This window comes from Arhodomonas sp. AD133 (assembly GCF_051195215.1).
In the GTDB taxonomy this organism is placed as follows: Bacteria; Pseudomonadota; Gammaproteobacteria; order Nitrococcales; family Nitrococcaceae; genus Arhodomonas.
The window spans coordinates 116,069-139,896 of the sequence record NZ_JBNAZM010000001.1 but is presented as its reverse complement, the minus strand read 5'-3'; the positions used below and the strand labels follow the sequence as shown (position 1 = coordinate 139,896).

Sequence of the window (23,828 nt, the reverse complement as noted above, 5' to 3'; positions counted from 1 at the left end):
GACAGAAATCTACAATGATCTTTGAGGGAGAAGGACGTGGAGTTTATTACTTCCGCCATCGAGTGGATCAACGGTGTCGTCTGGGGGCCGTTGATGCTCGTTCTCATTCTCGGCACCGGTCTGTATCTGCAGTTGCGCCTGAAGATCATGCCCATCCGGAAGATCGGGTATGGCTTCCGCATGATGTGGGCCGGCCGACTCAGCCGGGAGAAGGGTGACATCTCGCCCTTCCAGGCGCTGATGACGGCGATGTCGGCAACCATCGGCACCGGTAACATCGCCGGCGTGGCCACCGCCGTCTTCCTCGGGGGCCCGGGGGCGCTGTTCTGGATGTGGATCACCGCGCTCGTCGGCATGGCGACCAAGTACGCCGAGGCGGTGTGTGCCGTGAAGTACCGGGAAGTCGACGAGAACGGCCACTACGTCGGCGGCCCCATGTATTACATCAAGAACGGTCTGAGCTCAAAGTGGCACTGGCTCGGTACGTTGTTCGCGATCTTCGGCGCGGTGGCAGCCTTCGGCATCGGTAACACGGTCCAGGCCAACTCCGTCGCCGACGTCTTCCAGTCCAACTTCGATGTCGCGCCGTGGATCTCCGGGCTGGTCCTGGCGGTGCTGGTCGCCCTGGTGCTGATCGGCGGCATCAAGCGCATTGGGACGGTGGCAGGCATGCTCGTGCCGGTCATGGCGATCGCTTACCTGAGCTCGGGGCTGGTCATCCTCGCCGCCAACGTCTCTGCCATCGGCGGTGCGTTCGCGCTGGTCTTCCAGCATGCGTTCACCCCCATCTCGGCCACCGGCGGCTTCGCCGGGGCGAGTATCTGGCTGGCGATGCGGTTCGGCGTCGCCCGCGGCGTGTTCTCCAACGAGGCGGGCCTGGGCAGCGCGCCCATCGCTCACGCCGCTGCGAAGACCAACAGCCCGGTGCGCCAGGGCGTGATCGGCATGCTCGGCACGTTCCTGGACACCATCGTGGTGTGCACTATCACGGGCCTGGTGATCATCATCTCGGGCGAGTGGAGCAGCGGCGAGACCGGCGCCTCGCTGTCCGCGGCGGCATTCGGCAGCGCCCTGCCGGGCTTCGGTAACTACGTGGTGACCCTCGGGCTTGCGGTGTTCGCCTTCACCACGCTGCTGTCCTGGAGTTTCTACGGCGAGAAGTGCTTCGAATACCTCTTCGGCGTGAAGGGCATCGCGTTCTATCGCCTGCTGTTCATCCTGGCGATTCCGGTGGGTGCCGCGCTGCAGGAGTACCTCGGGTTCGTCTGGAAGGTCGCCGACACGCTCAACGCGCTCATGGCGGTGCCGAACCTCGTGGCGCTGCTGCTGTTGAGTCCGGTGATCGCGCGTTTGACCCGTGAGTTCTTCAGCGGCACGAGTGACGAGCCGGAAGGCGCCGGCGAACGTTCACCCGCCGCCTGACAGCTTATCCCCGCAGCCCGGGCCGGATATCGCGTCCGGTCCGGGCATGCCGCCCGCTAGCGAGTATCCCGCCGCCTCCCGGCACGTCCACCCGAGGCGTTGGCGCTTTCCTCAGCCTTGGCTACACTCTGGGACGATCGTCCATACGCAGGCGTATGTTCCAGAACGACAACCACTCAAGGGGGAGAGTATGGCCGCACGCACCGGTTTGGTGGTGGATTCCGCCTGTGATTTGCCTCACTGGTTCATCGAACAGAACGACATCGCCGTTCTGCCGATTTCGATACGGGTCGATGACGAGCTGTGGGTGGACGCACGAGAACCGGCCCGCACGCTCGAGTTCTACGAAGGCGAGCAGGTCGCTCGCAGCCACGATGCAGAGTCGGTTCCGTTCTCCGCGCAAGAGATCGAAACCCTGTTTCTCGACCGGGTGGTAACCGAATACGACGCCGCCGTCATCGAAACCGTCACGCGCAGCCGCAGTCCCGTCTACGAGAATGCCCAGCACGCCGCCCACGGCATTCTCGCCGCATACCGGCCCATCCGGCGACACGCCGGCCTCGACGAGAGCTTCTCCCTGCGGGTGATCAACACTCGCACGCTGTTCACGGGGCAGGCCGTCATTGCCGCCCATACCATGGATTGCATACGGGAAGGCGCTCGCCTGCCCGCTATACGGCAGTCCGTGGAGGCGCTCGCCGGGCGCGTGTATGCCTACGCTGTGCCTCCGGATGTCTTCTATCTACGCGAGCGCGCACGTCGCAAGGGCGATGACAGTGTTTCCTGGATGGGGGCCACGGTGGCTCGGGCGTTCGACGTCAAGCCGATCCTTTGCGCCCGTGAGGAGGATACCTACCCGGTTGCCAGGGTGCGCGGCCACGAGGCCGGGATGGCACAGCTGTTCGAGTATGCCTGCCGACGTATCGAGCGTGGCCTGAGCGTGCCTTACGTCTGCGTATCCTACGCGGGCGACCCCGCGGCGCTGGAGCGTCTGCCCCACTACCGGGCGCTGCAGGAGACCGCCGAGGCACACCAGGTTCAGATCCTGACCGCGATCATGTGCCTGACCGGCGGTGTGAACCTGGGTCCGGGCACGCTGAGCCTGGCGCTCGCAGCACCGCCCCACGAATTCGTCTGAGACGAGGCCACGAGCGGCCGCGCGGAAGCGCTCAGGGGAGGTCGTCCGGCGCCGACTCCAGCGTCGCATCGCGTGGTTCTTCACCACCGATGAGCTGTGGCCGCTCAACGGCATGGCCCTGGACGTAATCCACACCACAACGGCGCAACGGCGCGAACAGCTCGCTGCGTTCCACGCCCGTCGCGATGGTTTGTCGCTCGAGCAGGTGCACGAGCTCGGTGATGGTCCGTACCATCGCCTGATCGTTGTCGTCCGCGTCCAGCTCGCTGACGAACAGTTCATCGAGCTTGAGCACGTTCACGGGCAAACGCTTGAGCAAGTCGAAGGTCGCCAGCGCCGTGCCGAAACGCACGAATCCGACGTCGGCGCCGAGGTCGCGCGCGCGTTCGGCAAAACGGGCGGTTGCGATCAGGTTCTGGGAAGCCATGGACTCGGTGAGCTCCAGGCAGAGTCGGACCCGCCCGCCCGCCATGCCCGCGTGGGCCTGTTCGATCGCCTGCCAGACCAATGGGTCGAAAAGGCTGTTCGGCGACAGCTGGACATGCACGACGGTTGTCTGGGCGCGGCCATTGCCGAGCTGCGGATGCAGGGCGATCGCCCGTTCGATCACTGACCGGTCCAGGTGCGACATGAGCTCGCCCTGCCGGGTATTCGCCGGCAACCAGTCGGGAACCGCCGGCCGCTCGTAACCGCCGCGGTCATTAACGACGGGCAGGAGCTGCCAGCGTTGCTCGTCGTCGGAACCGCCGCCCAGCGGCTGAATGCGCTGGACGCGGTAGCGCAGAGCACCTGGAGTCAGGGCCTGCTCGAGCCACGCATTCCTTTCCTGCGGATCCGTGGTCTCGGGGCGTGCCACCGCACTCGACAGCCGATTGCCGCCGTCTTCACGGGCCGCCTGGTGCAGCTCGTCGAGACGCCCGAGCAGTGCCGCCGCGGACAGGGTGTCGGGGGTGAACGTCACTGCGGCGGCCGTTGCCCGCACGGTGAGACGATGCCCGTCGTCGCCGGTCGCGGGTAACCGGGTGATGCTGCGTCGAAGGCGCTCGGCAAGCAGCTGCGAGGAGGCCGGATCGCTGTCTTGGAATACCACCGTGAACTCGTCGCCGCCGGTGCGCGCGGCGATACCGTGACGATCGGCGGAGCGGGCCACCAGCCGGGAAACCCGGCGCAGCAGGCGATCACCGGCGTCGTGCCCGAGCTCGGCATTGACCCCGCGAAATCCGTCCAATGACAGTTGCACGGCGGTGTAGCAGTCTTCCGGGCCAGCGTGTGGCAGACGCTCCAGGGCGCGGGTGAACGCCTTGCGGTTCAGCAGCCCCGTCAGCGGATCATGAGTGGCCTGCCGGACCAGCGCATCGTGCGCGTTCACCAGCGCCTGGCGCCATTGCCGTTGTGTGAACGGGGCGTCGAGATCGTCGACCACCCGGGCGCCGGTGCTGAGGCGTTCAGCCATCTCGGTGAGGGCGAGTGTATCGGCACGATGGCCGGCGCGGTCGACGAACACCAGGCGGCCATTGTCCTCGGCCACCCACTGCAGCCTCAGCGGTGCGGCATCCTCCCGGGCCGGATCGAAGAGCACCCAGTCGCCCGGCTGCAGCAGGCGCGCACGCTCCATCCAGTGACGGGAGACCTCCGGACCGCTGTCATCGTTCGCCTCCGTCGCATGACCGGGCACGGTGACCCGAGGAAGCGGTACATGGGTGGTGCCTGTACGGCAAACTTCGACCACGGCGGTCCGGAGCGTATGCAACAAATCGGCAAGGTGAGGGGAGAGGCGCCCGAGACGCTTGAGCTGATGCTGCGCATAGGCGATGACGCGCTCCGGATCCCGGATCGCCCGCGGTGGCGAATCGTCGCGACCGAGCGCGGTGAGCAGTCGGTCCACCACGGCGAGGCAGCGCCGCCACGTATCGCTGTCGGTGCCGTGGCGGAGGAAGACCAGGGTCATCAGGTCCTTCCAGCCGCTATCCAGGAACTCGGCGACCGGTTGCGGGATCTCGCGGCCGTCGACACGCGGCGCCAGTGCCTCGTCCACCGTTCGGCGTGCGCGTTCCAGGCGTTCCTCGCCTTCGCACTGTTGCGAAACACGCGCCATGTTGCTCGCTCGCGTGCGCAGCGGGGCCGCGACGCGCTCCGCAATCGCCTCGGCGGCCGCCTGCATGGCGGCGGGCGTAGCCTGGTCGCGGGCGCCGGCGAGCTCGGCCTCGAGGGACTCGCGGAGCTCGGCCTGCTGTGCCGGTTCCAGCAGCATCATGGCGACGCCCGCGCGATCCACCTGATCGAGGAGCGCGTTCAGCGCGGTAGCCGTGCCGGTGAGGAAGCGACCGTCGCGGCTCTGCTCGCGTTCGGCGAGCGTGGCCAGATCGGCCATTTGCTCGCGCAGAAACGGCGACACACTGGCGTCTTCCGCGGACTGGGCGAACCATCGGCGAACGCGGTCGTCGCCGTCGCCCGGGGCATCCCGGGCCGCGTCATCGCCGGTGGCAATTGAACCGGTGGATGAACCGGCGGACAGTGTCGACACGAGCTCCGCGCCAGCGCCGCCGCCGGTCGCCGCCGTGGACGTCTCTGTCACCGGCGCTGCTTGCAGACGGTTCGCCATTGCCGCAATTCGTTCGGCTTCCGGCGCGCTTCGAGGCGGATGCGGACCGCCCGCATCGACGGAGGCGGCCGCCGCGCCGCCGGCCCGGGCCTGTCTGCTCACGGCCCGGGAGGGTGTCTGCTTACCGCGCGAGGCGTTGCCGCCCAGCATGCGGATCTCCGGACGGACGTCCTCTGCGTCGGGGATGACGCCGGCTCTGCGAAGGGCCTCGTTGAGTGCGTCGTACAGTTGCCCGAGTCGCGCGAGTACGACGCGATCGAGCACGCGGTAGAATTCACGGCACACCGGGCCCGGGAACCGCTCGATCCGTGCCCGATCGGCGAAAGTCTTCGCGACCCCGTCCGGCGCCAGCGGGTTGCTGCGCTCATCCACGCTGGCGTCCAGCAGGGCGTTGAAGCGCCGGTTGAGCGCATCCAGCGCCTGAGAGTAACGGCTTTCGGCTCGGCCGATGGTCTCCGAGCGCAACAGCCAGTCGTCGAACTCGCGCTCGTCCACCAGTTCCAGCTCGTCCGGCGAAGTCGCGGTCGCGGAAGGGGCCCGGGAGCCCCCGCCGTCACCTTCCCGGCCGAGGCGATCGATACGGGCGCACAGATGCTCGACGATGGCTTGCGGCAAGTCGTCACTTTCGTCGCGCAGTGTTCGGTAGGCGCGGAACAGTGCCGACTGCTCGGAGACGTTGGCGGCCGCCCGCGAGCGATCGAACAACTGGTCGGTGAGGTCGGCGGTGAACGTGGCCGCCACCTCTGCGGCGAAGCGCTGCACATGCTCATGACAGAGCTCGCGCAACCATCCGCCACCGCTGACCGGCACCGGCGTGGCGACGGTGGTCGCTCCCCGTCCGTTCTCGCGTATGCCTCCGACCGTGCTGAGCAGGGTGACGACGTCGGGGTGAGGGCCGTCGCTGAATGCGACGCCTACGCCATCGTCGGCCCGACGGGCAACGGTGGCGGCCAGAGTCCGGATGCTCGCCGTCAGTGGATCGCGGAAGCGAACGCGAACGTTGGTGCGCTCGGTCAGCGCCGGCGCCTGGTCCGGTGCGCGCAGCGCGAGATAGAAGCCACCGGCACAGACGTCCTCGATGACTGCCGGCTCTTCGGGGGCCCCGTCGATCAGCAGGCGTGCATCCCAGCGAACGGGGTGGCGCTCGTAGGCGCGGCGTTCACGGCTCATGGGCAGGCGATGTTCCTTTGACAGCTGCGAGAGCCCGCCGCGTGCGTACTCGCTGCGCCACACGCCGCGGGCGGCCCCATGCAAACGCGTTCACGGTAGTTGATTTCCGCAAACGCCGCAAAGCGCCGCGCGCGGTCGCTGTGCGGTCGGTCACTCGCCGTCGAGACTTTCGCCACCCGCCCCGTTCGGGGCCGTCGATCTTGGCGGCGGCTCGCCGGCTGCTCCGCCTCCGGATTCGGAAGTGGGCGGTGGTGGCTCGTCTTGGGGGCCGGCGAAGTGCAGCGTGCGCTGTGGGTACGGCATATCGATGCCTGCCTGCTCGAAGGCGAGCTTCGTTCGCCGGAAGAACTCCCGGCGGACCTGCCACTGGTCCCCCGGGCGCGTCTTGAGCCGCACTCGTACGCCCACCCATGATTCGTTGAGCTCCTGCAATCCGAAAATCTCGATATCGGAAATCAGCTTCGCGCCCCACCTGTCGTCGTCGCGCATGATCCGGGCGGTCTCGCCGAGGAGCTCGATGACCCGATCGACGTCCTCGCGATATCCAACGCGCACGTCGATCAGCGCGTAGCTGTACAGCCGCGTCATGTTGACGACCGTGCCCACATCGCCGAAGGGCACCGTATGTACGTTGCCCTCCAGGTCGCGCAAACGCACTGAGCGGATCGACAGCGACTCCACCTCGCCGCTGTGACCGCTGCCCAGGTCGACCCAGTCCCCTGCGGAGACGGTGTCTTCCACCAGCATGAAGAACCCGGTAATGACGTCCTTGACCAGCGTTTGCGCGCCGAAACCCACAGCCAGCCCGATCACGCCCGCGCCGGCGAGCAAGGGGGCGATGTTGACGCCCAGCTGGGCGAGGATCATCAGACCCGCCACTGTGATCACGGTGATACGGATGATGTTTCGCACCAGGGGCAGAAGCGTTTGCCGACGCGCGTTGCCCGCCCCGTAAGGGCCCACGCCCTGCTGGCGCTGCAGCGCCCGCTCGGTGATCGCCGTTGCCAGCTCCAGCGCCAGCACTGCGAGCACGAGAATCAGGATGACCGAAAGAACCCCCACCGAAGCACTGCGGCCGCCGGGCGTGCGCAACCAGTGGACGAGCGGTACTCCCCACGTTTGCAGCAGGGCGAGCAGGCCCAGCACATACACCAACGCGCTCACCGAGTGCTTGAGCGCGCTGCGATAATGCTGCATGCGGGTGATGCCACCGTCGACGAAGCGGTCGATGCCGCGCTTGAGGCGTGAATCCAGCAGCAGGGTTACGACCAGAACGACGAGCGTCGTCGCAAGACTCGCGAGCATGCCGGTGGCGCCGTTGGCACCGCCGACGAAGTTTGCGATGTACAAGCCCGCCAGCAGGACGAGCACTATGACATGCCAGAGGCGTGACAGACGCTCGCGTACGCCACCGGCGGGCGCATCCCGGCGCACGAACGCGGCAACGGGGCTGCGGAAGCGCAGAATCGCGGCAGCGAGTGCGAGCACGACGATCAGTGCGACCAACTGCTGAAGAGCGTCGACGGTGTCAGGCGCAACGCCGAGCTCATCGGCAGCGGCGGTGGCCACCAAACCGCAAATCGTGAATACACCAACGATACGCAGCCAGCGCAGGGTGTTCGCGCCAACCGGGTCGTCCACACTTGGTAGCGGTCGCCCGACCCGCGGCGCCAGACACTCACCGGCGGCACCCAGCAATGCCTGTGACAGGGCGAAAGCACCGGCCAGCGCCACGGCCAGCACCGACACCGGTCCGGGCCCCAGGAACGCGCGCGTGAACACCAGCACGCCGGCGAACGCCACGGCAGCGGGCAGAAGCATTACCAGAGCCCGCGCCAGGGGGGCAGCCTGGGGCCAGTCCGCGCGGGCGCGCGAGTGCGCGGTCCGGATCGAACCGCGCACGCCAAGCAGTACCGCGACGAACAGACCCAGCCCCACCGCGAGGCTCGTCAGCAGCGATACGGCTCGGTCGAGCCAGCGCGTGCGTGCATCGGCCTCGGTGAGGACACCAGCGAGCCACCCCGGAAGCTCGGGGACCGCTTCGATGAGGACCAGAAAACGGCTCAAGCGGGCGGCAAGGTCGTCCACGCCCGCCATCGCGCGTTCCAGCATCCCCTCGGGTTCCACCGGTTCGCCGTTCGCCGTCTCCGACCGCAGGGCGATCAACGCATCGATCTGGCGTAGCAGCTGCTCACGTTCCTCGGGATCCGCTATACGCTGCCTGAGCCGCTGCAGTGCTTCGCCGCGGGACTCGTCCTCAGCCGTTTCGGCAGCGTTATCCGCCAGCGGCTGCGTCTGCGCTATCGCTCGCGGCGCGGTCGACGCCAGTGAGACGAATGCGACAGCGACGAGCACCGCGGCGATGAGCAGACGCATGGGGCTGGGCATCGCCCGTCAGCTACTCCGCGGTGATCGGTGACAACGTCAGCTCGACGCGACGGTTGCGCTGCCGCCCTGTGGAGGTCTCGTTGCCTGCCACAGGGCGGGTTTCGCCGAAACCGCGGGCGATGATGCGTCGAGAATCGATGCCGCGACCGCTCAGGTATCGCGCCACGGTCTCCGCCCGGCGTTCGGAGAGCCTCTGGTTGTAGTCCGCTGCACCGGTACTGTCGGTATGCCCCATTACGTTGATCACGGTCTTGCCGTACTCATCGAGCACTAACGTGACCGAATCGAGCACGTCGAAGAACTGTGGCCGCAGGTCGGCGCTGTCCGTGGCGAACGTGATGTTGCCCGGCATGTTGAGAATGATGTCATTGCCGCTGCGCGTGACGCTCACCCCGGAACCACGGAGCTTGCGGCGCAGCTCGGCTTCCTGACGGTCCATGTAGTTGCCGATGGCCGCGCCGGAAAGGCCGCCGATACCCGCGCCGACGAGGGCACGCTGCCGGCGCTCGGTGGCGTCATCGCCGCTGGCGAGGCCGACGACTGCGCCGGCCACGGCACCGATCGCCGCCCCCGTGGTGGCCTTGCTGGTGCGTTGCTCGCCGGTGTAAGGGTCCGTCGTCTGGCAGCCGGTGAGCGCTCCCAGGCCAAGGGCGGCGGCAGCCGATGCGGCGAGCAGGCGTTGGTATCTCACGCGTAGTCCTCCAGTAATCACGTCCAATGTCCTGGGCCCCGTGCGGGGAAGAGCGAAACCTGGTATGCTGCAATGCAGCATCCATGTTGAGGTTGCCGGGCGCTCGACGCCACAAGCGTGAGTGCCGGCACGGCGAATGGTCCGCGACAACTGAGCGCGTGTGCAACATGACATATGACTCACCTATCGCTAAAAACCGGCCCGTCGTCATTCGGCGACTCCTGTGGCACGAACGCCGTGCCCTGACTGCCCATCTCCTGCGGTTGACGCCGGAGGACCGCTACATGCGGTTCGCCGGGCATGTCAGCGACCGTTTCATCGGCAGCTACACCGGTCGCGACGACTGGCTGCAGCGCACCGTGCTCGGCGCCTTCGCCGACGGCGAGCTCCGGGGGGCGGCGGAGTGTCGCCTGCTTCCCGGTAACTGGCCGCAGGAGGCGGAGCTGGCATTCAGCGTCGAGCAGAGCTTGCAGGGCCGCGGCATCGGCAGCGCGCTGTTTGCCCGGATGCTCACATTCGCCCGCAACCGGGCGCTGCAGCGAGTGTACCTGACCACGCTCGCCCACAACCGCCGCATGCGCCACATTGCCGGAAAGTTCGGAATGCGCCTGAGCGTATGCGATGGCGACCTCGAGGGCCGACTCGAGCTTCTGGGGCCGGATTACGTTTCCCTCTGGGAAGAAGCCTGGCAGGAAAGCCACGGCTGGCTCGCGAGCGCCTGGCACAGTCTCCTTGCGGATGGGCGCGAGGCCGCCTGACGGCCTACGGAAGACGGGCCTGCAGGGCGGCCAGCGTCTCGGCGGCGGGCCGTGCGAGGCGGATGTCAACGGCATCCGAAACAGCGGAAACGCCGGGATTGATCTCCACGACGGGAATGCCCTGACCGCCGGCCACATGGACCGGTTCGGTAATGTAGGGAAACAGGCCGCTGGTACCGATGCAGAGTACGAGATCGAATCCCCGCGTCAGCTCGCGCCTGAGCTCCCGGAGCGCGTCGTCCGGCAGCATCTCGCCGAACAGCACCACCGGCGGGCGCAGCGGTGCGAAACATTCCGGGCAGCTCGGAAGCGGTGGCAGCTCGGCATAGTCCACCGGGGAGCGGCGATAACGGCACTGGGTGCACACCAGGCTTTGCATGTTGCCGTGGATCTCCACCACCTTCCGGCTGCCAGCGGCACGGTGCAGGCCGTCCACGTTCTGGGTGAGAACGCATACCTCCCGGCCGCCGGTCTCGAAGGCGCTCAGCGCGTAATGCCCCGCATTGGGCCGTGCCCCGCGAGCGGCGGCGCCCAGCTCTCGCAGGTACTGCCAGGTGGTCTCGGGCTGGCGCACGAAGACCTCCCCGGAAAGGGCCGCCTCGATGGGCATGCCGTGGTCGGTCGACCGCTGTTCGTAAAGCCCGCCGATGCCCCGGTAGGTAGGAAGCCCGGAATCGGCGGACAGGCCGGCGCCGGTAATCGCCAACACGCGCGAGGCCGCAGTGAGCTGCTCCGCCACCATGGTCAGCCGTTGCCGGTCGTCCGCGTCCCATACGCGTTCGTGCGTCATCTCTGGAAGTCCTCGCCTGGCGCTTGTGCAGGAGTGTGCCATGCTGCCGGCGCTTCCCTGAAGCGCGGAACTCCCCGCGGCGCCCGCGGTCGTTACAGACGGTTGCCAGTACGCTGGCCGTCCCCATTGTCCGGGGAGAACGTCATCAGAAGTCGGGAGATAAATCGATGCAACGTTTGGGCAGTCTTCTCACGATGCTGCTGACCGTGGCGCTCACGGCGGGACAGGCGTCCGCTGCCAGTTTGCCCGCCGCAGTGGGCGACAGCGAGATGCCGACGCTGGCCCCGATGGTCGAGCGTGTCTCGCCCGCCGTGGTGAACATCGCCACCCGTAGTTCCGTGGAGGTTGAGTCCAACCCGCTCATGCAGGATCCGTTTTTCCGGCGCTTCTTCGACCTGCCGCGCCAGCGGCGTGAGCGCGAGGTGCAGTCGCTCGGTTCCGGGGTCATCGTCGATGCGGACAAGGGCTACATCCTCACCAATCACCACGTGATCGCCGACGCCGACGAAATCACTGTGAAGCTACAGGACGATCGCCAGTTCCAGGCTGACGTGATCGGCTCGGATCCGGAAACCGACGTGGCGGTGATCCGCATCGACGCGAACGATCTCAACAGCGTTCCCCGGGCGGATTCGAGCACGCTGCGTGTCGGCGATTTTGTCGTCGCCATCGGCAACCCGTTCGGGCTAGACCATACGGTCACCACCGGTGTCGTCAGCGGACTGGGCAGGACGCTGCGCGGCGGTGCAGGCAATACCCGCCTGCAGAACTTCATTCAGACCGATGCCTCCATCAATCCCGGCAACTCCGGCGGCGCGCTGGTGAATCTCAAGGGCGAGTTGGTGGGCATCAACACCGCCATTCTCTCGCGCAGCGGCGGCAACATCGGCATTGGCTTCGCCATTCCCATCAACATGGCCGACGAGATCCAGCGCCAGATCGTCGAGCATGGCGAGGTGCGTCGCGGTGTACTCGGTGTGCGGGTTCAGGACCTCACCCCCGAGATGGCGGAAGCCTTCGAGCTCGAAACGCGCGACGGTGCGCTCATCGCCCACGTGGCTCCGGGGTCGGCCGCCGAGAAGGCGGGGCTTCAGCAGGGCGATGTCGTCACCGCCGTCAACGGCGATCCGATCAGTAGCGCCAACGACCTGGCAAACGCCATCGGCCTCATGCAGATCGGGGATTCGGTGAAGCTCACCGTGATGCGGGACGGTGAGAAGATGACTATCAACGCCAGCGTCGGCGACCCGGAGAGCTACCAGGCGGACGCCACCGGGATGCATGACGCGCTTGCCGGCGCCAAGTTCTCCAATCTGGATGAGCGTTCGCCGCTGTTCGGCGAGGTCGAGGGAGTGCTCGTCACCAAGGTGGAACGGGGCACCCGTGCATCACGGTACCTTCAGGAGGGGGACGTGATCACGTCCGTCAACCGCAAACCCGTGCGGACGCTCCAGGCCTTCCGCGAGGCCGTGAAGGGCGAAGACAAGCTGTTGCTCAACATCCGCCGCGGGAACGGTGCGATGTTCGTACTGGTCCAATAGACGCAACGGCCAGTTGCGACCGTTTTCCCGTGACGGGGAACCCTGCACCGCCACGCGGTGCAGGGTTTTTCTTGAAGGCGCCCTGTTCAGGCCGCTTCCATACCACTGCTGTAGTCGCCGCGCCGTGCCGCGCCGTTGAGCCGGGCACGCTGGTAGAAGGCTTTCTGCGCGGCGTCGACGTTGGCGGCGTCACCACGCCACGCTTTCTGCGCCGGCTCCTGCAGCGCGCGGCCATAGGAGAACGTCAGCGCCCAGGGCGCCGGTCCACGGGCGTTCATGGCGCTGAGGTTGGCGGTCGCCTCGGCGGGGGTCTGGCCGCCGGAGAGGAACGCGATGGCGGGTACCGCCGCGGGGACGGTACGCCTGAGCACCCGCAGGGTGTGCTCGGCGACGGTCTCGGGCTCGAGCTTGGGCTGCTCCTTGCCGGGGACGATCATGTTCGGCTTGAGCACCATGTGCTCGAGGCTTACGCCATAGCGGTAGAGTGCGTTGAAAACCGCCCGCTGCACGGCCTCGGTGACTTCGGCACAACGCTCGACACCATGGTCTCCGTCCATGAGCACCTCCGGCTCGACGATGGGCACCATGCCGGCTTCCTGAACCAGCGCCGCATAGCGCGCGATCACCTCGGCGTTCGCCTCGACCGCCAGCGGCGACGGATTGCCGTTACCGATGGCATAGACGTTACGCCACTTCGTGAAGCGCGCGCCCTGCTCGCGGTAGGTGGCAAGGCGGTCCGGCAAGCCGTCGAGCCCCTGGGTGACCTTGTCGCCCGGGGCATTGACGAGGTCGATAGTGCCCTTGTCCACCTTGATTCCCGGCACGATACCCTCGGCCTCGCAGACTTCGGGCAATGTGCGGCCGTCGTCCGCTTTCTGGCCGAGCGTTTCCTCGAAGAAAATCACGCCGCTGATGAACTCCGCCACACCCGGAGTCGTCACCAGCAGGGAGCGGTAGGCGCGGCGGTTCTCTTCCGTGGATTCCACGTCGATCGCCTGGAAACGCTTGGCGATCGTCCCGAAGCTTTCGTCGGCCGCCAGAATGCCCTTGCCGGGCGCTGCCATCTGCTCGATGGTGTACTCGAGTTGACTGTAATCGGTCATGGAAACTTAAACCTCCGGGGCTTTACGCTCGTCGTCCCAATTGGTGCATGCGCTCCCTCGTGGCGACCTGCTGTCATGGTTATTCGGGAGTCTCCGTCGCCACCTGGCCACCTGGCGGGGTCGGGCAGAAGTGCAGCCCGGGCCCCGACGGGCCAGTCCCTCACGGCAGGTACCGCACCCCGCCGCGGGCGCCGTATATCCTAATGGCCCGGCGCCTACTGGACCAGTATGGCGCTTCTGCGCACTGCCTGTGCCACGCTCGACGGGTGGTTTGCGAACCCGCGCACAGCGAATTTGACGCCCTCCCGCCCGCTGCCATACTTATTAACCCAAAGGCGGCACCAGCGCCGTCGCTGACGCGCGCTGCCGCCTGCCCCCATCGCCGCGGCCCGGGCGTGGAGCGCCAATGCCTATGGCTTCAGGGTTCTCACGTACGCTAATCGTCGTCGCCCTGGGCGCTTTCCTGCTCGCCACCGCGAGCGCGCAACCTCGGCCGCTCGCCGATCTCGTGGACGCCCTGAACCGGACCCAGGCACTCGAGCGTGAGACCCAGTCGCTTTCTGGCGACGAACTCACGAGCGCGGCCCGAGTCGCCTGCCGAATCCTCAACGACATGGCCGGCGAGCGCCTGAACACGATGCTCGAGCGTGCCTACGACAATCTCCATGCCCAATACGACGACGCAAAGCGCCTGCTGCAACGATCGGCGGGCGAGGGCTCGGGGTTCGCGGACGCGCTTCGCGACGCCTTGCGCGCCGGCAACGCCACCGCCGGCCACGTCGAGACACTGGTTGCGCGGTTGCAGGCGGTACGCACGGGCAACCACCCGGAAGTGACCGTGTCCTACAGCGTTCCGCTGCACGTGGACGAGCTCGCGAAACGCGCGTGCGAGGTCTACCGCTGGCGCCACGACCAGGGCAAGCCCGACGAAGGCAAGGACCGTAGGGTGGTTGCCGCCGCGCTGGACGGTCTGGTCGGACTGACGTTGATCGCCGCCGGCGACCGGTTGCTTGGCGAGAAAGGTGGCGAAGCGGCCGCCATGGCGGGGGCGGCGACGGCCATCGGCAGCGTCATGATCGCCGGGGCCTACCGTGATCTCTATCGGTGACGGCGAGCGCACGGCACGGATCGACAGCAAGGCGCCGCGTCGGGCCTGAGCGCCGTCGGGACGGTGTGGCAGAGACGCGTTGAGCGGGGAGGCAGTCATGCATGGTTCCATTCACCGGTATTTGGTGTGTGCGCTGATCGCGGCCGCGGTTCTCGCCGCCGGAATGATGTCGGCGCAGGCGGTGACGCCGAAAGCGCTTCGCGACCAGGGCTTCGTGCGCGCGGCGTTCGCCAACGAGGTCCCCTATGGCTACGTGAATGACGAGGGCCGGCTCACGGGCGAATCACCGGAAGTCGCGCGCGAAGTCTTCAAGCGTATGGGCGTCGAGAACATCGACGGGGTGCTCACCGAGTGGGCCTCCCTGCTGCCGGGGCTCAACGCCCAGCGATGGGATCTGGTGGCCGCCGGCATGTTCATCACCCCTGCACGTTGCAAGGAAGCGGCATTCTCCAACCCGAGCTACAAGATCGGGCAGTCTTTTCTGGTGCAGCAGGGCAACCCCCATGATCTGCATAGCTACGCCGACGTTGCGGACAACCCGGACGTGACCCTCGGCGTAATGGCCGGTGCGGTGGAGCGTGGGTATGCCCGGGACGCCGGCATTCCGGACGACCAGATCCGCGAGCTGCCGGACCAGTCCAGCATGCTTGCGGCAGTGCGTACCGGTCGGGTCGATGCGGCCGCGCTGACGTCGGTCTCCATCGAGCGCATGGCTCAGAGGGGCGGCGAGCGCGTCGAGCGCGCCGAGCCATTCGAGACCCCGCCGGAAGCCGTCGGCTACGGGGGCTTTGCGTTCCGCCAGGCGGATGACGAACTGCTAGCCGCGTTCAACGAACACCTGGGTGAGTTCATCGGCAGCGAAGAGCATCTGGAGCTGGTCAAACCCTTCGGCTTCACGGAGGCGAACCTGCCGGGAGACACGACCGCCGAGACGCTCTGCAAGGGCGAGGGCTGAGCGTCGATCGTCCCCGCGGTCGCGATTGCCGCGGGGACGCGTTACCGGCGTGATCGGCTGCCATGGAGATCCTGCGCTTCCTGCCACCGCTGCTCGCGGGCGCATGGGTGACGGTTCAGCTCACCGCGCTGGCCATTGTGCTCGGCCTGTTCATGGGCTTCGCGGCGGGGCTGATGCGGGTCTCGGAATCCTGGCCCGCGCGCGCGATCGCTGCGGTGTACGTGGAAGTGTTCCGGGGGACTTCCGCGCTGGTCCAGCTCTTTTGGATGTTCTTCGTGCTTCCCCATTTCGGCATCCACCTGGATCCATTCACCGTGGGGTGGCTCGCGCTCGGCCTGAACATCGGGTCCTACGGTGGCGAGGTCGTCCGCGGCGCCATTCTCGCCGTGCCCAAGGGGCAGTACGAGGCCGCCACCTCGCTCAACATGCCGAAATGGCTCGCCATGCGCCGGGTCATCGTGCCCCAGGCGCTCGTCAATATGATTCCGCCTTGGGGGAATCTCTTCATCGAGCTGCTCAAGGCGACCTCGCTGGTGTCGCTGATCACGATCTCGGACCTGACGTTCCAGGCCAAACAGCTCAATGACCGAACCTTTCAAACCATCGAGATATTCACCCTCGTGCTCGCCATTTACCTGCTCATCGCTCTGGTAATCACGGCCGTGATGCGTTTGCTGGAGCGGCGCGCTGGCCGCGGACTCGCGCGAGGAGGCGTGCGATGACCATATGGGACTGGGAATTCGCTTTCGCCATTATTCCGCGGCTGCTGGAGGCGGCGGTCATCACGGTGGAGGCGACGGTGATCGGCTATCTGTTCGCCCTGGTCGTGGGGTTGCTGCTGGCGCTGATGCGTCGCAGCCATGCCCGCTGGCTGTCATGGCCGGCAACAGCGGTGGTGGAGGGCATTCGCAGTACTCCGCTACTGGTGCAGATCTACTTCGTGTTCTTCGTCTTCCCCGAGTTCGGCGTCGTCCTGCCGGCGATGATCGCCGGGGTGCTCGCCCTCGGGCTGCATTTCTCCACGTACTGTTCCGAGGTCTACCGCGCCGGCATCGACGGCGTGCCACGGGGGCAGTGGGAGGCCGCGCAGTCGCTAAACCTCAGTACTTACCGGACCTACCGGGACATCATCATTCCCCAGGCCATCCCGCCGGTGGTGCCGGCGCTCGGCAACTATCTCATCGGCATGATCAAGGAGACGCCACTGCTGTCGGCGATCGCCGTTGTGGAGATCATGCAGGAGGGCAAGATCATCGGGTCGGAGACGTTCCGCTACATCGAGCCGATGACGCTGGTGGGGGCATTCTTCCTGCTCGTCAGCCTGGTCTCGATGGTCCTTATACGCCGTGTCGAGAGCTGGCTGCGACGCAAGATCATAGGGTAGAGCAGACCATGGCAAGCACGACCGAGACGGCAACCCCCAGCGACGACCGCGGTGCCCCGAGCGGTGCCGATGTCCCGATCGTACGCTTCGACCAGGTCACCAAGCGGTTCGGCGACCTGGTCGTGCTCGACCGGCTCACACTCGATGTTGCCCACAACGAGCGCGTCGCGATCATCGGGCCTTCCGGATCCGGCAAGTCCACGCTGCTGCGTGTGCTGATGACGCTGGAGATTCCCGAAGAAGGGGTGATCTACGTGGATGGCGAGCCGCTCAATAGGATGGAGCGTCGCGGCAGACTGGTGCCCGCCGACCGCGCCCACGTTCGCCGGGTACGCGCGAAAATCGGCATGGTCTTCCAGCATTTTCACCTCTTCCCGCACATGAGTGCCCTGGGCAACGTCATCGAGGCGCCGATCCATGTTCTGGGATTGAGTTGCCGCGAGGCAGTCGCGCGCGGTGAGGAGTTGCTCGCCATGGTGGGGCTGTCGGACAAGCGCGATCAGCATCCGAATCAGCTTTCCGGCGGCCAGCAGCAGCGCGTCGCCATTGCCCGGTCGCTTGCCATGCGGCCGAGCGTCATGCTCTTCGACGAGGTGACCTCCGCGCTCGATCCCGAGCTCGTGGGCGAAGTCCTCAACACGATCCGGCGCATCGGCGAGGAGCATCGGATCACCATGCTCATCGTCACCCACGAGATGGGCTTCGCGAAGGAATTCGCCGACCGGGTGTGCTTCTTCGACGAGGGTCAGATCCGCGAGGAAGGGGCGGCGAGAGAGATCCTTACGGCGCCGCAGAATCCCCGCACGCAGCAATTCCTGCGCGCGGTGCTCGGCTGAGAGAGGCCAAAAGCTGACATGCGGTATTCGGCGCTGACACTGCTCTATCACGCGTTTCGTGGCCATCGCCGCTGGCCCCGGGCGCTGCCGGACGTGGCGCCGAAGCACGAGTACGACGTGGTGATCGTCGGTGGTGGCGGCCATGGACTCGCGACTGCCTACCATCTTGCCCGCGACTACGCGCCGCAGCGCATCGCCGTCGTCGAAAAGGGCTGGCTCGGCGGGGGCAATGTGGCGCGTAACACCACGATCGTACGTTCGAACTACTTCCACCCCGCACGCCGCGCCCTGACGGAGCGCGCATTGACGCTGTGGCCCAGGCTCAGCCACGAGCTCAACTTCAACGTCATGTTCAGCCCGCGTGGGGTGCTCAACCTGGCGCACAGCACCGCGCAATTGGACGATCTGGCACGCCGAGGTAACGCCATGGCGGTAGCCGGCGTGGACGCGGAGCTCCTGGATGCTGCAGCCGTCCAGACGTTGGTTCCCACGTTGGACACCACGACAGTCACACGCTTCCCGGTGACGGGCGGTCTGCTGCAGCGCCGCGCCGGGACAGCCCGTCACGACGCCCTGGCATGGGGCTATGCGCGCGCCGCCGCCGAGCGCGGTGTGGACGTGATTCAGCATTGCCCGGTGCAGACAGTGCTGAGAGACGGCGGTCGCGTCACCGGCGTCGACACTGCCCGTGGATCGATCCGTGCGGCCAAGGTCGCGCTCGCCACATGCGGGGGTACCTCGGATCTTGCCGCGAGCGTGGCCCTGAGGCTGCCCCTGGAGAATCATCTCTTGCAGGCGGCAGTCACCGAACCCGTTAAACCCGTTCTGAATACCGTGGTTACCCATGGGACGCTCAACTTTTACGTTAGCCAGAGCGACAAAGGCGAACTGGTCCTGGGTGGCGACATTGACGGGTACAACACCTATGCCCGCCGCGGTGACCTGCCCACTATCGAGGCCATGGCGCGCTGCTGTGTCTCGCTCTTTCCAGCATTCGGCCAGCTGCGGCTCATGCGCACCTGGGGCGGGGTGGTCGACATGTCCATGGACGGTAGCCCGATCCTCAGTAGAACCGGGCTCGATGGGCTCTATGTGAACGCTGGTTGGTGTTACGGCGGTTTCAAAGCCACGCCGGCGGTCGGGGAGACATTTGCCCGGATGATCGCCGCGGACGAGACGCCGGCGCTCGCTGGGCCATTCTCGCTGGAGCGCTTTCATACCGGGCGCGTCGTCGCCGAAGAAGGGCACGGGCCCAGGCCCTGGCGCTACCACTAGCTATTCCCGGGCGCGCCTCCCCGGGCCGGCAATCCGGCCAGACTAGACACGAGGAGAGACATTTGGTGGCTGCGAATGACCGACGATCAACGCCGCCCGAGCGGATGCCCGGCCCACCCCGAAGGCCCGTCGCGACGGGCCTTCGGGGATAAGCAACAGGCCCTGAAGGGAGGCCGTCGCGTGTTGTACCTAGCCTGCCCCCACTGTGGCGAGCGCCCCTGCACCGAGTTCACCTACGGCGGAGACGCCACGGTACGGCGACCAGCCGATGCGCTCAAAGCCGACGACGAAGCGTGGACCGCCTATCTATACCAGCGGCGAAATCCGGGATCCGAACACACCGAGTACTGGGAGCACACGCGGGGGTGTCGCCGCTGGCTCGTCGTGCGCCGAGACACCGTGAACCAGCGGGTTTTCAGCGTACGCGACGTCGACCGAGCCGCCTCGGAGGTTCCATGAGCGAGCCGTTCCGTCATGGGCCTGGCAGCCTTGTCGACGAGGCTCGCCCGATCGATTTCACCTTCGATGACCACCACTATCGCGGTCGTGCCGGCGACACGCTGGCCTCCGCCTTGCTCGCCAACGGCGTCCACCTTCTCGGTCGTAGCCTCAAATACCACCGCCCCCGCGGAATATTCGCCGCGGGCGAAGAAGAGCCCAATGCGTTGGTCCACGCCCGGACTCCAACCGGTGAGTGGCCGAATACCCCGGCCACCACGCTCTCGCTCCACGACGGCCTTCGGGTGCATAGCCAGAACCGCTGGCCCTCGTTGCGCTGGCATGCGGGTGCCGCGGCCGGTATGTTCGCGCCACTGCTGTCGGCGGGCTTCTACTACAAGACCTTCATCGCCCCTGCACAGGCATGGCCAGCCTACGAGCGTCTGTTGCGGCGAGCCGCCGGACTCGGGCGCGCGCCCCTGGCGCCCGAGACGAGCCGGAGCGATAAACGCCACCGCGCGTGCGATGTCCTTGTCGTCGGCGGCGGTGCCGCCGGGCTGATGGCCGCCCGTGCCGCCACCGCGTGCGGCGCTCGGGTGGTGCTCGCCGACGCGGGTAACCGTCTCGGAGGCGCGCTTCACGAGACCGACGTCCGAATAGACGGCCAGCCGGCGCCAGTCTGGGCACACGCGTTTTCCGCGGATCTCGCGGCATGTCCGGAACTCACCGTGCTCACGCGCGCACGAGTCTCGGGCCTGTACCGTGGGGGAGTGGCGGTGATCGCCCAGACGCACAGCGACGGCAATCAGCGCCTTTACACCGTGCGTGCCGCTCGAATCATTCTCGCCTGTGGCGGCATCGAACGGCCACTGCTGTTCGCGAACAACGACCGTCCGGGCATCATGCTCGCCGGCGCTGCACGGCGGTACATCCGTGCGTACGGGGTGCTGCCTGGCCGCCGGGCAGTGGTGCTCCAGAACAACGACAGCGCCGTGGACACGGTGCGTGCCTTGCGCTCGGCTGGCGCCACGGTCGTGGCTGTGGCCGATGTGCGCGAGCGGGCGGCTCTGCCTGCGGACGTGCAGGATGTTCCGCTGTTGAACGCGGCGCGGGTCTCGCACATCGGCGGCCGGCGTCACATCACAGGGATGACGCTCACTAGCGGTGCCAGACGGCACCGCCTCGCTTGCGACCTGCTGACCGTATCAGGGGGGTGGACACCGGTCGTGCATCTCCTCGCCTGCCTCGACGCTCCGTTGCACTTCGACGAAACCTGGGGCGCGTTTCGTCCCGTCGCCGGCGCCACGGACAACGGCGTGGACGCCGCCGGCGTCTGTAATGGCGGCGATGGCCTCGAGGCCTGCATGCAGGATGGCGAACGTGCAGGGCTTCTCGCGTGCGAGCGGCTCGGCCTGGCCACGGCGATCACGCACAAGCAGCCCACGGTGGTTGCCCCCCATGCACTTGCGAGCTGGCGCGGCGCCGGTACCGTGGAGGTCGGGGGCGGCGAAAGGCGCGGCAAGTGCTTCGTGGACCTGCAAAACGACGTGACCACCGCCGACCTGGCGCAGGCGCTGCGGGAAGGCTACCAGGATATCGAGCACGTCAAACGTTACACCACGCTCGGCATGGGCACCGAGCAGGGACGTACGAGCCAGATCAATGGCATGCAAGTGGTCGCGGCGCGCCTGGGGCAGCCTCCCGAATCCGTTGGTATCACCACAGCCCGCCCGCCGGTCAGCGCGGTTTCGCTCGCCGCGCTCGCAGGCCGCGAGCACGGCGAACGCCTCGCGCCCACCCGTCGGTCACCGCTGCATGACTGCCATGTCGCCGCGGACGCGGCGTTCATGCCGTCGGGGCTGTGGTTACGCCCCCGGTACTATCGGTGCCACGGCAGGGACCCCGAGTCTGCAGCCATCGCCGAGGCACGGACGGTGAGGCAGGCAGTGGGCATCGCCGATGTCTCCACCCTCGGCAAGATCGAGGTGCACGGCAACGACGCGGCGGCATTCGTGAACAGAATCTACATGAATGGCTGCGCGCGGACTGCCGTCGGACGGGCCCGTTACGGGGTCATGCTTCGCGACGACGGGTTCGTGTTCGATGACGGCACCGTGATACGGCTCGCTCCGGACCGTTTCGCGATCACCACGACCACCATCAACGCGGAAGCGGTGCTCTCCCACATCGAGTTCTATCGTCAGGCGATCTGGCCGGAGCTCAGCATTCGCCTGACTCCCGTGACCGAGCAGTGGGCGGTGGTGGCCATCGCCGGCCCGCTGAGCCGCGAGCTGCTCCATGGAATCTGGCCGGCGCTGAATCTATCCGGCGAGGGACTGCCATTTCTCGGCGTGCAACAAATCGCGTTTCGCGGGGAGCCCGCTCGAATCGCCCGGGTGACCTTCTCGGGGGAGCGGGCATACGAGGTAGCCGTGCCCGCCGATTACGGCGAAGCCTTGTGGGAGGCGCTCCTTGCCGAGGGACGGCAGTACGGGGTCGCACCCTACGGCCTGGAAGCGATGGATTATATGCGGGTGGAGAAGGGGCACGTGGTGGTGGGCGCTGAGATCGACGGACGCACGAGCCCTTACGATCTGGGTATGGGGCGGATGGTGCGCGCTAACGTGGATTTCGTCGGCGCTCGCTCCCTGGCGTGTCCGGTATTCGCCGACCCGGGTCGGCCGCGGCTCATGGGGTTCGTCGCTCGCGCCAATGGTTCACCGATTCCCGCCGGTGCTCAGGTGCTTGCCCGACCACACGGCGGCCGCATGCAAACGAGCCTCGGGCGCGTCACCTCGCCGGCGTACAGCGTTGCCCTGGATCGCCCGGTGGCACTGGGACTCCTCGCCGGCGCTGCCGTGGGGGACGAGCTTATCGCTGCATCGCCCGTTACCGGCGAGCAGTCACCGGTAACCGTGTCCGAACCGGTATTTCACGATCCGAGCGGGAGTCGCGCACGTGACTGAGACCACTGTCAACGAGTACCGCTTACCGCTGGCGGGGGTTGCCGCCTCGGACGAGGCGCTTGGGCTCAGTCCCGTGCAACCAGCCGCCATCGCGCAGATCGAGGGCGCCGATGTGGGACACGTTCGAGCATCGCTGCAAGCCAACGACGCAATCGTGCCGTGTGGACCGTTGCGATATCTGGTGGTCTCGGAGGTCACCAGGGCGCCGGCGTTGCTGGTGCGATTGCGCGAGGGCTGCCCGGATGCCGACGCAGTCGATCTCAGCCATGGGTGGTGTCGTATTCGCGTCATTCACGCCCGTGCGAGCGGGGTGCTCGAAAGCGGCACATGGCTCGACCTGGAGAGCGCGTCGCGCAACGGTACGGCGAGCATGCCGGGGGCGTTTCGGGGCATCCCGGTCGTGCTCCACGTCGAGGCAACGGATCGCATCGCCGTGTACGTGCCGCGTAGCTACGCTCGCTGTCTCTGGGACTGGCTCGTCGACACCGTTCACGGCTTCGAGCGTGACTGAGCCCGTTCGGGCAACTGGACGGCAACCCACGAACGGTATGACAGCGCGTTCGTGAGCGGCGCGGGCGTGCTACCGGCCGGGGCTCTCCGGTCTGCGGCTGCGATACGTATCCCGGCGCAGCCATTACGTAGGCGGGCACCGGCTATGGGCGCGCGGGTCGCCACTACCTACTGCCTGGCAGCCGCTCCGGATCGCTGTGGGTCTTGACTCTGTACCACGGTACGGACACTAGCGTCCTGGAAAAGGAGGTGTTCGATGTCCCGCATGACGATCAGCAAAGCGGCCCACGCGGCCGGTGTCGGTGTCGAGACGGTCCGCTTCTACGAGCGTCAGGGGCTGATCGAGCAACCGCCACGGCCGGCTAATGGCGGATTCCGGATCTACTCACAGGAAACCGTGCGCCGCATACGCTTCATTCGCCAGGCCCAGGAGCTCGGCTTCTCGCTGCGCGAGGCGCGCGATCTCCTCGCCCTGCGTACCGACACGACCGCCGACGCCGCTTCGGTCAAGCAGCAGGCCCGCGCCAAGCTCGCCGATGTGGAAAACAAGATCGAGCGGCTCGAACACATACGCACGGCACTGCACGAGCTCCTGGAAGCCTGTCCCGGCGGGGGACCGCTGGGCGGCTGCTCGATCATCGAGGCCCTCGATCAGGGTGCACGGGAGAACGGCTCAACCGACGGAGGCAAACAGCCATGACCCCGCAGGATTCGCTCGGTTTCGCTGGCGTTCGTCGCCGCAAGCATTTCGGC

Annotated in this window: 19 protein-coding genes; 14 read left to right on the top strand and 5 right to left on the bottom strand. The window is 66.9% G+C overall.

From position 1 onward, the window contains the following. Positions 1-36: 36 nt before the first annotated feature. Complete coding sequence (locus ACPEES_RS00540; RefSeq protein ID WP_435099703.1) at positions 37-1,422, top strand: alanine/glycine:cation symporter family protein; 1,386 nt, start codon at positions 37-39, stop codon at positions 1,420-1,422. Between the two features lie 190 nt (positions 1,423-1,612). Beyond that, positions 1,613-2,560: a DegV family protein gene (locus tag ACPEES_RS00535; protein ID WP_435099700.1), complete on the top strand. Its 948-nt coding sequence runs from the start codon at positions 1,613-1,615 to the stop codon at positions 2,558-2,560. A gap of 31 nt (positions 2,561-2,591) precedes the next feature. On the opposite strand, the gene ACPEES_RS00530 is transcribed toward ACPEES_RS00535, so the two are convergent. From ACPEES_RS00530 to ACPEES_RS00520, 3 genes are all read right to left on the bottom strand, one after another. Continuing rightward, positions 2,592-6,332, bottom strand: coding sequence for a DUF1631 family protein (locus ACPEES_RS00530; protein ID WP_435099697.1), 3,741 nt, complete (start codon positions 6,330-6,332; stop codon positions 2,592-2,594). A 150-nt stretch (positions 6,333-6,482) separates the two neighbouring features. After that, the gene (locus ACPEES_RS00525; RefSeq protein WP_435099694.1) at positions 6,483-8,720 is read right to left on the bottom strand and encodes a mechanosensitive ion channel domain-containing protein; all 2,238 of its coding nucleotides are present in this window, start codon (positions 8,718-8,720) and stop codon (positions 6,483-6,485) included. 10 nt (positions 8,721-8,730) lie between these two features. Next, on the bottom strand, positions 8,731-9,396 hold the full coding sequence (locus ACPEES_RS00520; RefSeq protein WP_435100236.1) for an OmpA family protein: 666 nt from the start codon (positions 9,394-9,396) through the stop codon (positions 8,731-8,733). A gap of 299 nt (positions 9,397-9,695) precedes the next feature. Between ACPEES_RS00520 and ACPEES_RS00515 the strand changes: the two genes are divergently transcribed. Further along, positions 9,696-10,169, top strand: a complete 474-nt coding sequence (locus ACPEES_RS00515; protein ID WP_435099691.1) for a GNAT family N-acetyltransferase — start codon at positions 9,696-9,698, stop codon at positions 10,167-10,169. A 4-nt stretch (positions 10,170-10,173) separates the two neighbouring features. Here ACPEES_RS00515 and ACPEES_RS00510 read toward each other — a convergent pair whose 3' ends face one another. After that, positions 10,174-10,959: an NAD-dependent protein deacylase gene (locus ACPEES_RS00510; protein WP_435099689.1), complete on the bottom strand. Its 786-nt coding sequence runs from the start codon at positions 10,957-10,959 to the stop codon at positions 10,174-10,176. 167 nt (positions 10,960-11,126) lie between these two features. On the opposite strand from ACPEES_RS00510, the gene ACPEES_RS00505 reads away from it, so the two are divergent. After that, entirely contained in the window at positions 11,127-12,500 is a 1,374-nt protein-coding gene (locus ACPEES_RS00505; RefSeq protein WP_435099687.1) for a DegQ family serine endoprotease, read from the top strand. 86 nt (positions 12,501-12,586) lie between these two features. Here ACPEES_RS00505 and ACPEES_RS00500 read toward each other — a convergent pair whose 3' ends face one another. Then, positions 12,587-13,603, bottom strand: coding sequence for a class I fructose-bisphosphate aldolase (locus ACPEES_RS00500; protein WP_435099684.1), 1,017 nt, complete (start codon positions 13,601-13,603; stop codon positions 12,587-12,589). Positions 13,604-14,009: 406 nt separating this feature from the next. Between ACPEES_RS00500 and ACPEES_RS00495 the strand changes: the two genes are divergently transcribed. The 10 genes from ACPEES_RS00495 (at position 14,010) to ACPEES_RS00450 (ending at position 23,775) form a co-directional block, all read left to right on the top strand. Then, on the top strand, positions 14,010-14,711 hold the full coding sequence (locus ACPEES_RS00495; RefSeq protein WP_435099681.1) for a hypothetical protein: 702 nt from the start codon (positions 14,010-14,012) through the stop codon (positions 14,709-14,711). A gap of 97 nt (positions 14,712-14,808) precedes the next feature. Next, a complete protein-coding gene (ehuB, locus tag ACPEES_RS00490; RefSeq protein WP_435099678.1) occupies positions 14,809-15,666 on the top strand; it encodes an ectoine/hydroxyectoine ABC transporter substrate-binding protein EhuB in 858 nt (285 codons plus the stop codon). 62 nt (positions 15,667-15,728) lie between these two features. Continuing rightward, the gene (gene ehuC / locus ACPEES_RS00485) at positions 15,729-16,388 is read left to right on the top strand and encodes an ectoine/hydroxyectoine ABC transporter permease subunit EhuC (protein ID WP_435099675.1); all 660 of its coding nucleotides are present in this window, start codon (positions 15,729-15,731) and stop codon (positions 16,386-16,388) included. Next, positions 16,385-17,050: an ectoine/hydroxyectoine ABC transporter permease subunit EhuD gene (gene ehuD, locus ACPEES_RS00480; protein ID WP_435099672.1), complete on the top strand. Its 666-nt coding sequence runs from the start codon at positions 16,385-16,387 to the stop codon at positions 17,048-17,050. The genes ehuC and ehuD overlap by 4 nt, the downstream gene beginning before the upstream one ends. 8 nt (positions 17,051-17,058) lie before the next feature. Further along, on the top strand, positions 17,059-17,886 hold the full coding sequence (ehuA, locus tag ACPEES_RS00475; protein ID WP_435099669.1) for an ectoine/hydroxyectoine ABC transporter ATP-binding protein EhuA: 828 nt from the start codon (positions 17,059-17,061) through the stop codon (positions 17,884-17,886). Between the two features lie 18 nt (positions 17,887-17,904). After that, complete coding sequence (locus tag ACPEES_RS00470; protein WP_435099667.1) at positions 17,905-19,161, top strand: sarcosine oxidase subunit beta family protein; 1,257 nt, start codon at positions 17,905-17,907, stop codon at positions 19,159-19,161. 180 nt (positions 19,162-19,341) lie between these two features. Beyond that, positions 19,342-19,620: a sarcosine oxidase subunit delta gene (locus ACPEES_RS00465; RefSeq protein WP_435099665.1), complete on the top strand. Its 279-nt coding sequence runs from the start codon at positions 19,342-19,344 to the stop codon at positions 19,618-19,620. Beyond that, the gene (locus tag ACPEES_RS00460) at positions 19,617-22,565 is read left to right on the top strand and encodes a 2Fe-2S iron-sulfur cluster-binding protein (RefSeq protein WP_435099663.1); all 2,949 of its coding nucleotides are present in this window, start codon (positions 19,617-19,619) and stop codon (positions 22,563-22,565) included. The genes ACPEES_RS00465 and ACPEES_RS00460 overlap by 4 nt, the downstream gene beginning before the upstream one ends. Continuing rightward, positions 22,558-23,076 carry a hypothetical protein gene (locus ACPEES_RS00455; RefSeq protein WP_435099662.1) on the top strand — a complete coding sequence of 173 codons (519 nt, stop codon included), beginning with the start codon at positions 22,558-22,560 and terminating at the stop codon, positions 23,074-23,076. Before ACPEES_RS00460 ends, ACPEES_RS00455 begins: the two co-directional genes overlap by 8 nt. A gap of 255 nt (positions 23,077-23,331) precedes the next feature. Further along, positions 23,332-23,775 (top strand): MerR family transcriptional regulator, encoded by a 444-nt coding sequence (locus ACPEES_RS00450; protein WP_435099660.1) that lies wholly within the window; start codon positions 23,332-23,334, stop codon positions 23,773-23,775. Positions 23,776-23,828: the final 53 nt, after the last annotated feature.

Bases quoted from the DNA above. Each gene is read 5' to 3' on its own strand.
- ACPEES_RS00460 (WP_435099663.1), top strand. From the start codon at position 19,617: ATGAGCGAGCCGTTCCGTCATGGGCCTGGCAGCCTTGTCGACGAGGCT.
- ACPEES_RS00530 (WP_435099697.1), bottom strand. From the start codon at position 6,332: ATGAGCCGTGAACGCCGCGCCTACGAGCGCCACCCCGTTCGCTGGGAT.
- ACPEES_RS00505 (WP_435099687.1), top strand. From the start codon at position 11,127: ATGCAACGTTTGGGCAGTCTTCTCACGATGCTGCTGACCGTGGCGCTC.
- ACPEES_RS00500 (WP_435099684.1), bottom strand. From the start codon at position 13,603: ATGACCGATTACAGTCAACTCGAGTACACCATCGAGCAGATGGCAGCG.
- ACPEES_RS00535 (WP_435099700.1), top strand. From the start codon at position 1,613: ATGGCCGCACGCACCGGTTTGGTGGTGGATTCCGCCTGTGATTTGCCT.
- ehuA (WP_435099669.1), top strand. From the start codon at position 17,059: ATGGCAAGCACGACCGAGACGGCAACCCCCAGCGACGACCGCGGTGCC.
- ACPEES_RS00525 (WP_435099694.1), bottom strand. From the start codon at position 8,720: ATGCCCAGCCCCATGCGTCTGCTCATCGCCGCGGTGCTCGTCGCTGTC.
- ACPEES_RS00515 (WP_435099691.1), top strand. From the start codon at position 9,696: ATGCGGTTCGCCGGGCATGTCAGCGACCGTTTCATCGGCAGCTACACC.
- ACPEES_RS00495 (WP_435099681.1), top strand. From the start codon at position 14,010: ATGCCTATGGCTTCAGGGTTCTCACGTACGCTAATCGTCGTCGCCCTG.
- ACPEES_RS00510 (WP_435099689.1), bottom strand. From the start codon at position 10,959: ATGACGCACGAACGCGTATGGGACGCGGACGACCGGCAACGGCTGACC.
- ACPEES_RS00470 (WP_435099667.1), top strand. From the start codon at position 17,905: ATGCGGTATTCGGCGCTGACACTGCTCTATCACGCGTTTCGTGGCCAT.
- ehuB (WP_435099678.1), top strand. From the start codon at position 14,809: ATGCATGGTTCCATTCACCGGTATTTGGTGTGTGCGCTGATCGCGGCC.
- ehuD (WP_435099672.1), top strand. From the start codon at position 16,385: ATGACCATATGGGACTGGGAATTCGCTTTCGCCATTATTCCGCGGCTG.
- ehuC (WP_435099675.1), top strand. From the start codon at position 15,729: ATGGAGATCCTGCGCTTCCTGCCACCGCTGCTCGCGGGCGCATGGGTG.
- ACPEES_RS00450 (WP_435099660.1), top strand. From the start codon at position 23,332: ATGTCCCGCATGACGATCAGCAAAGCGGCCCACGCGGCCGGTGTCGGT.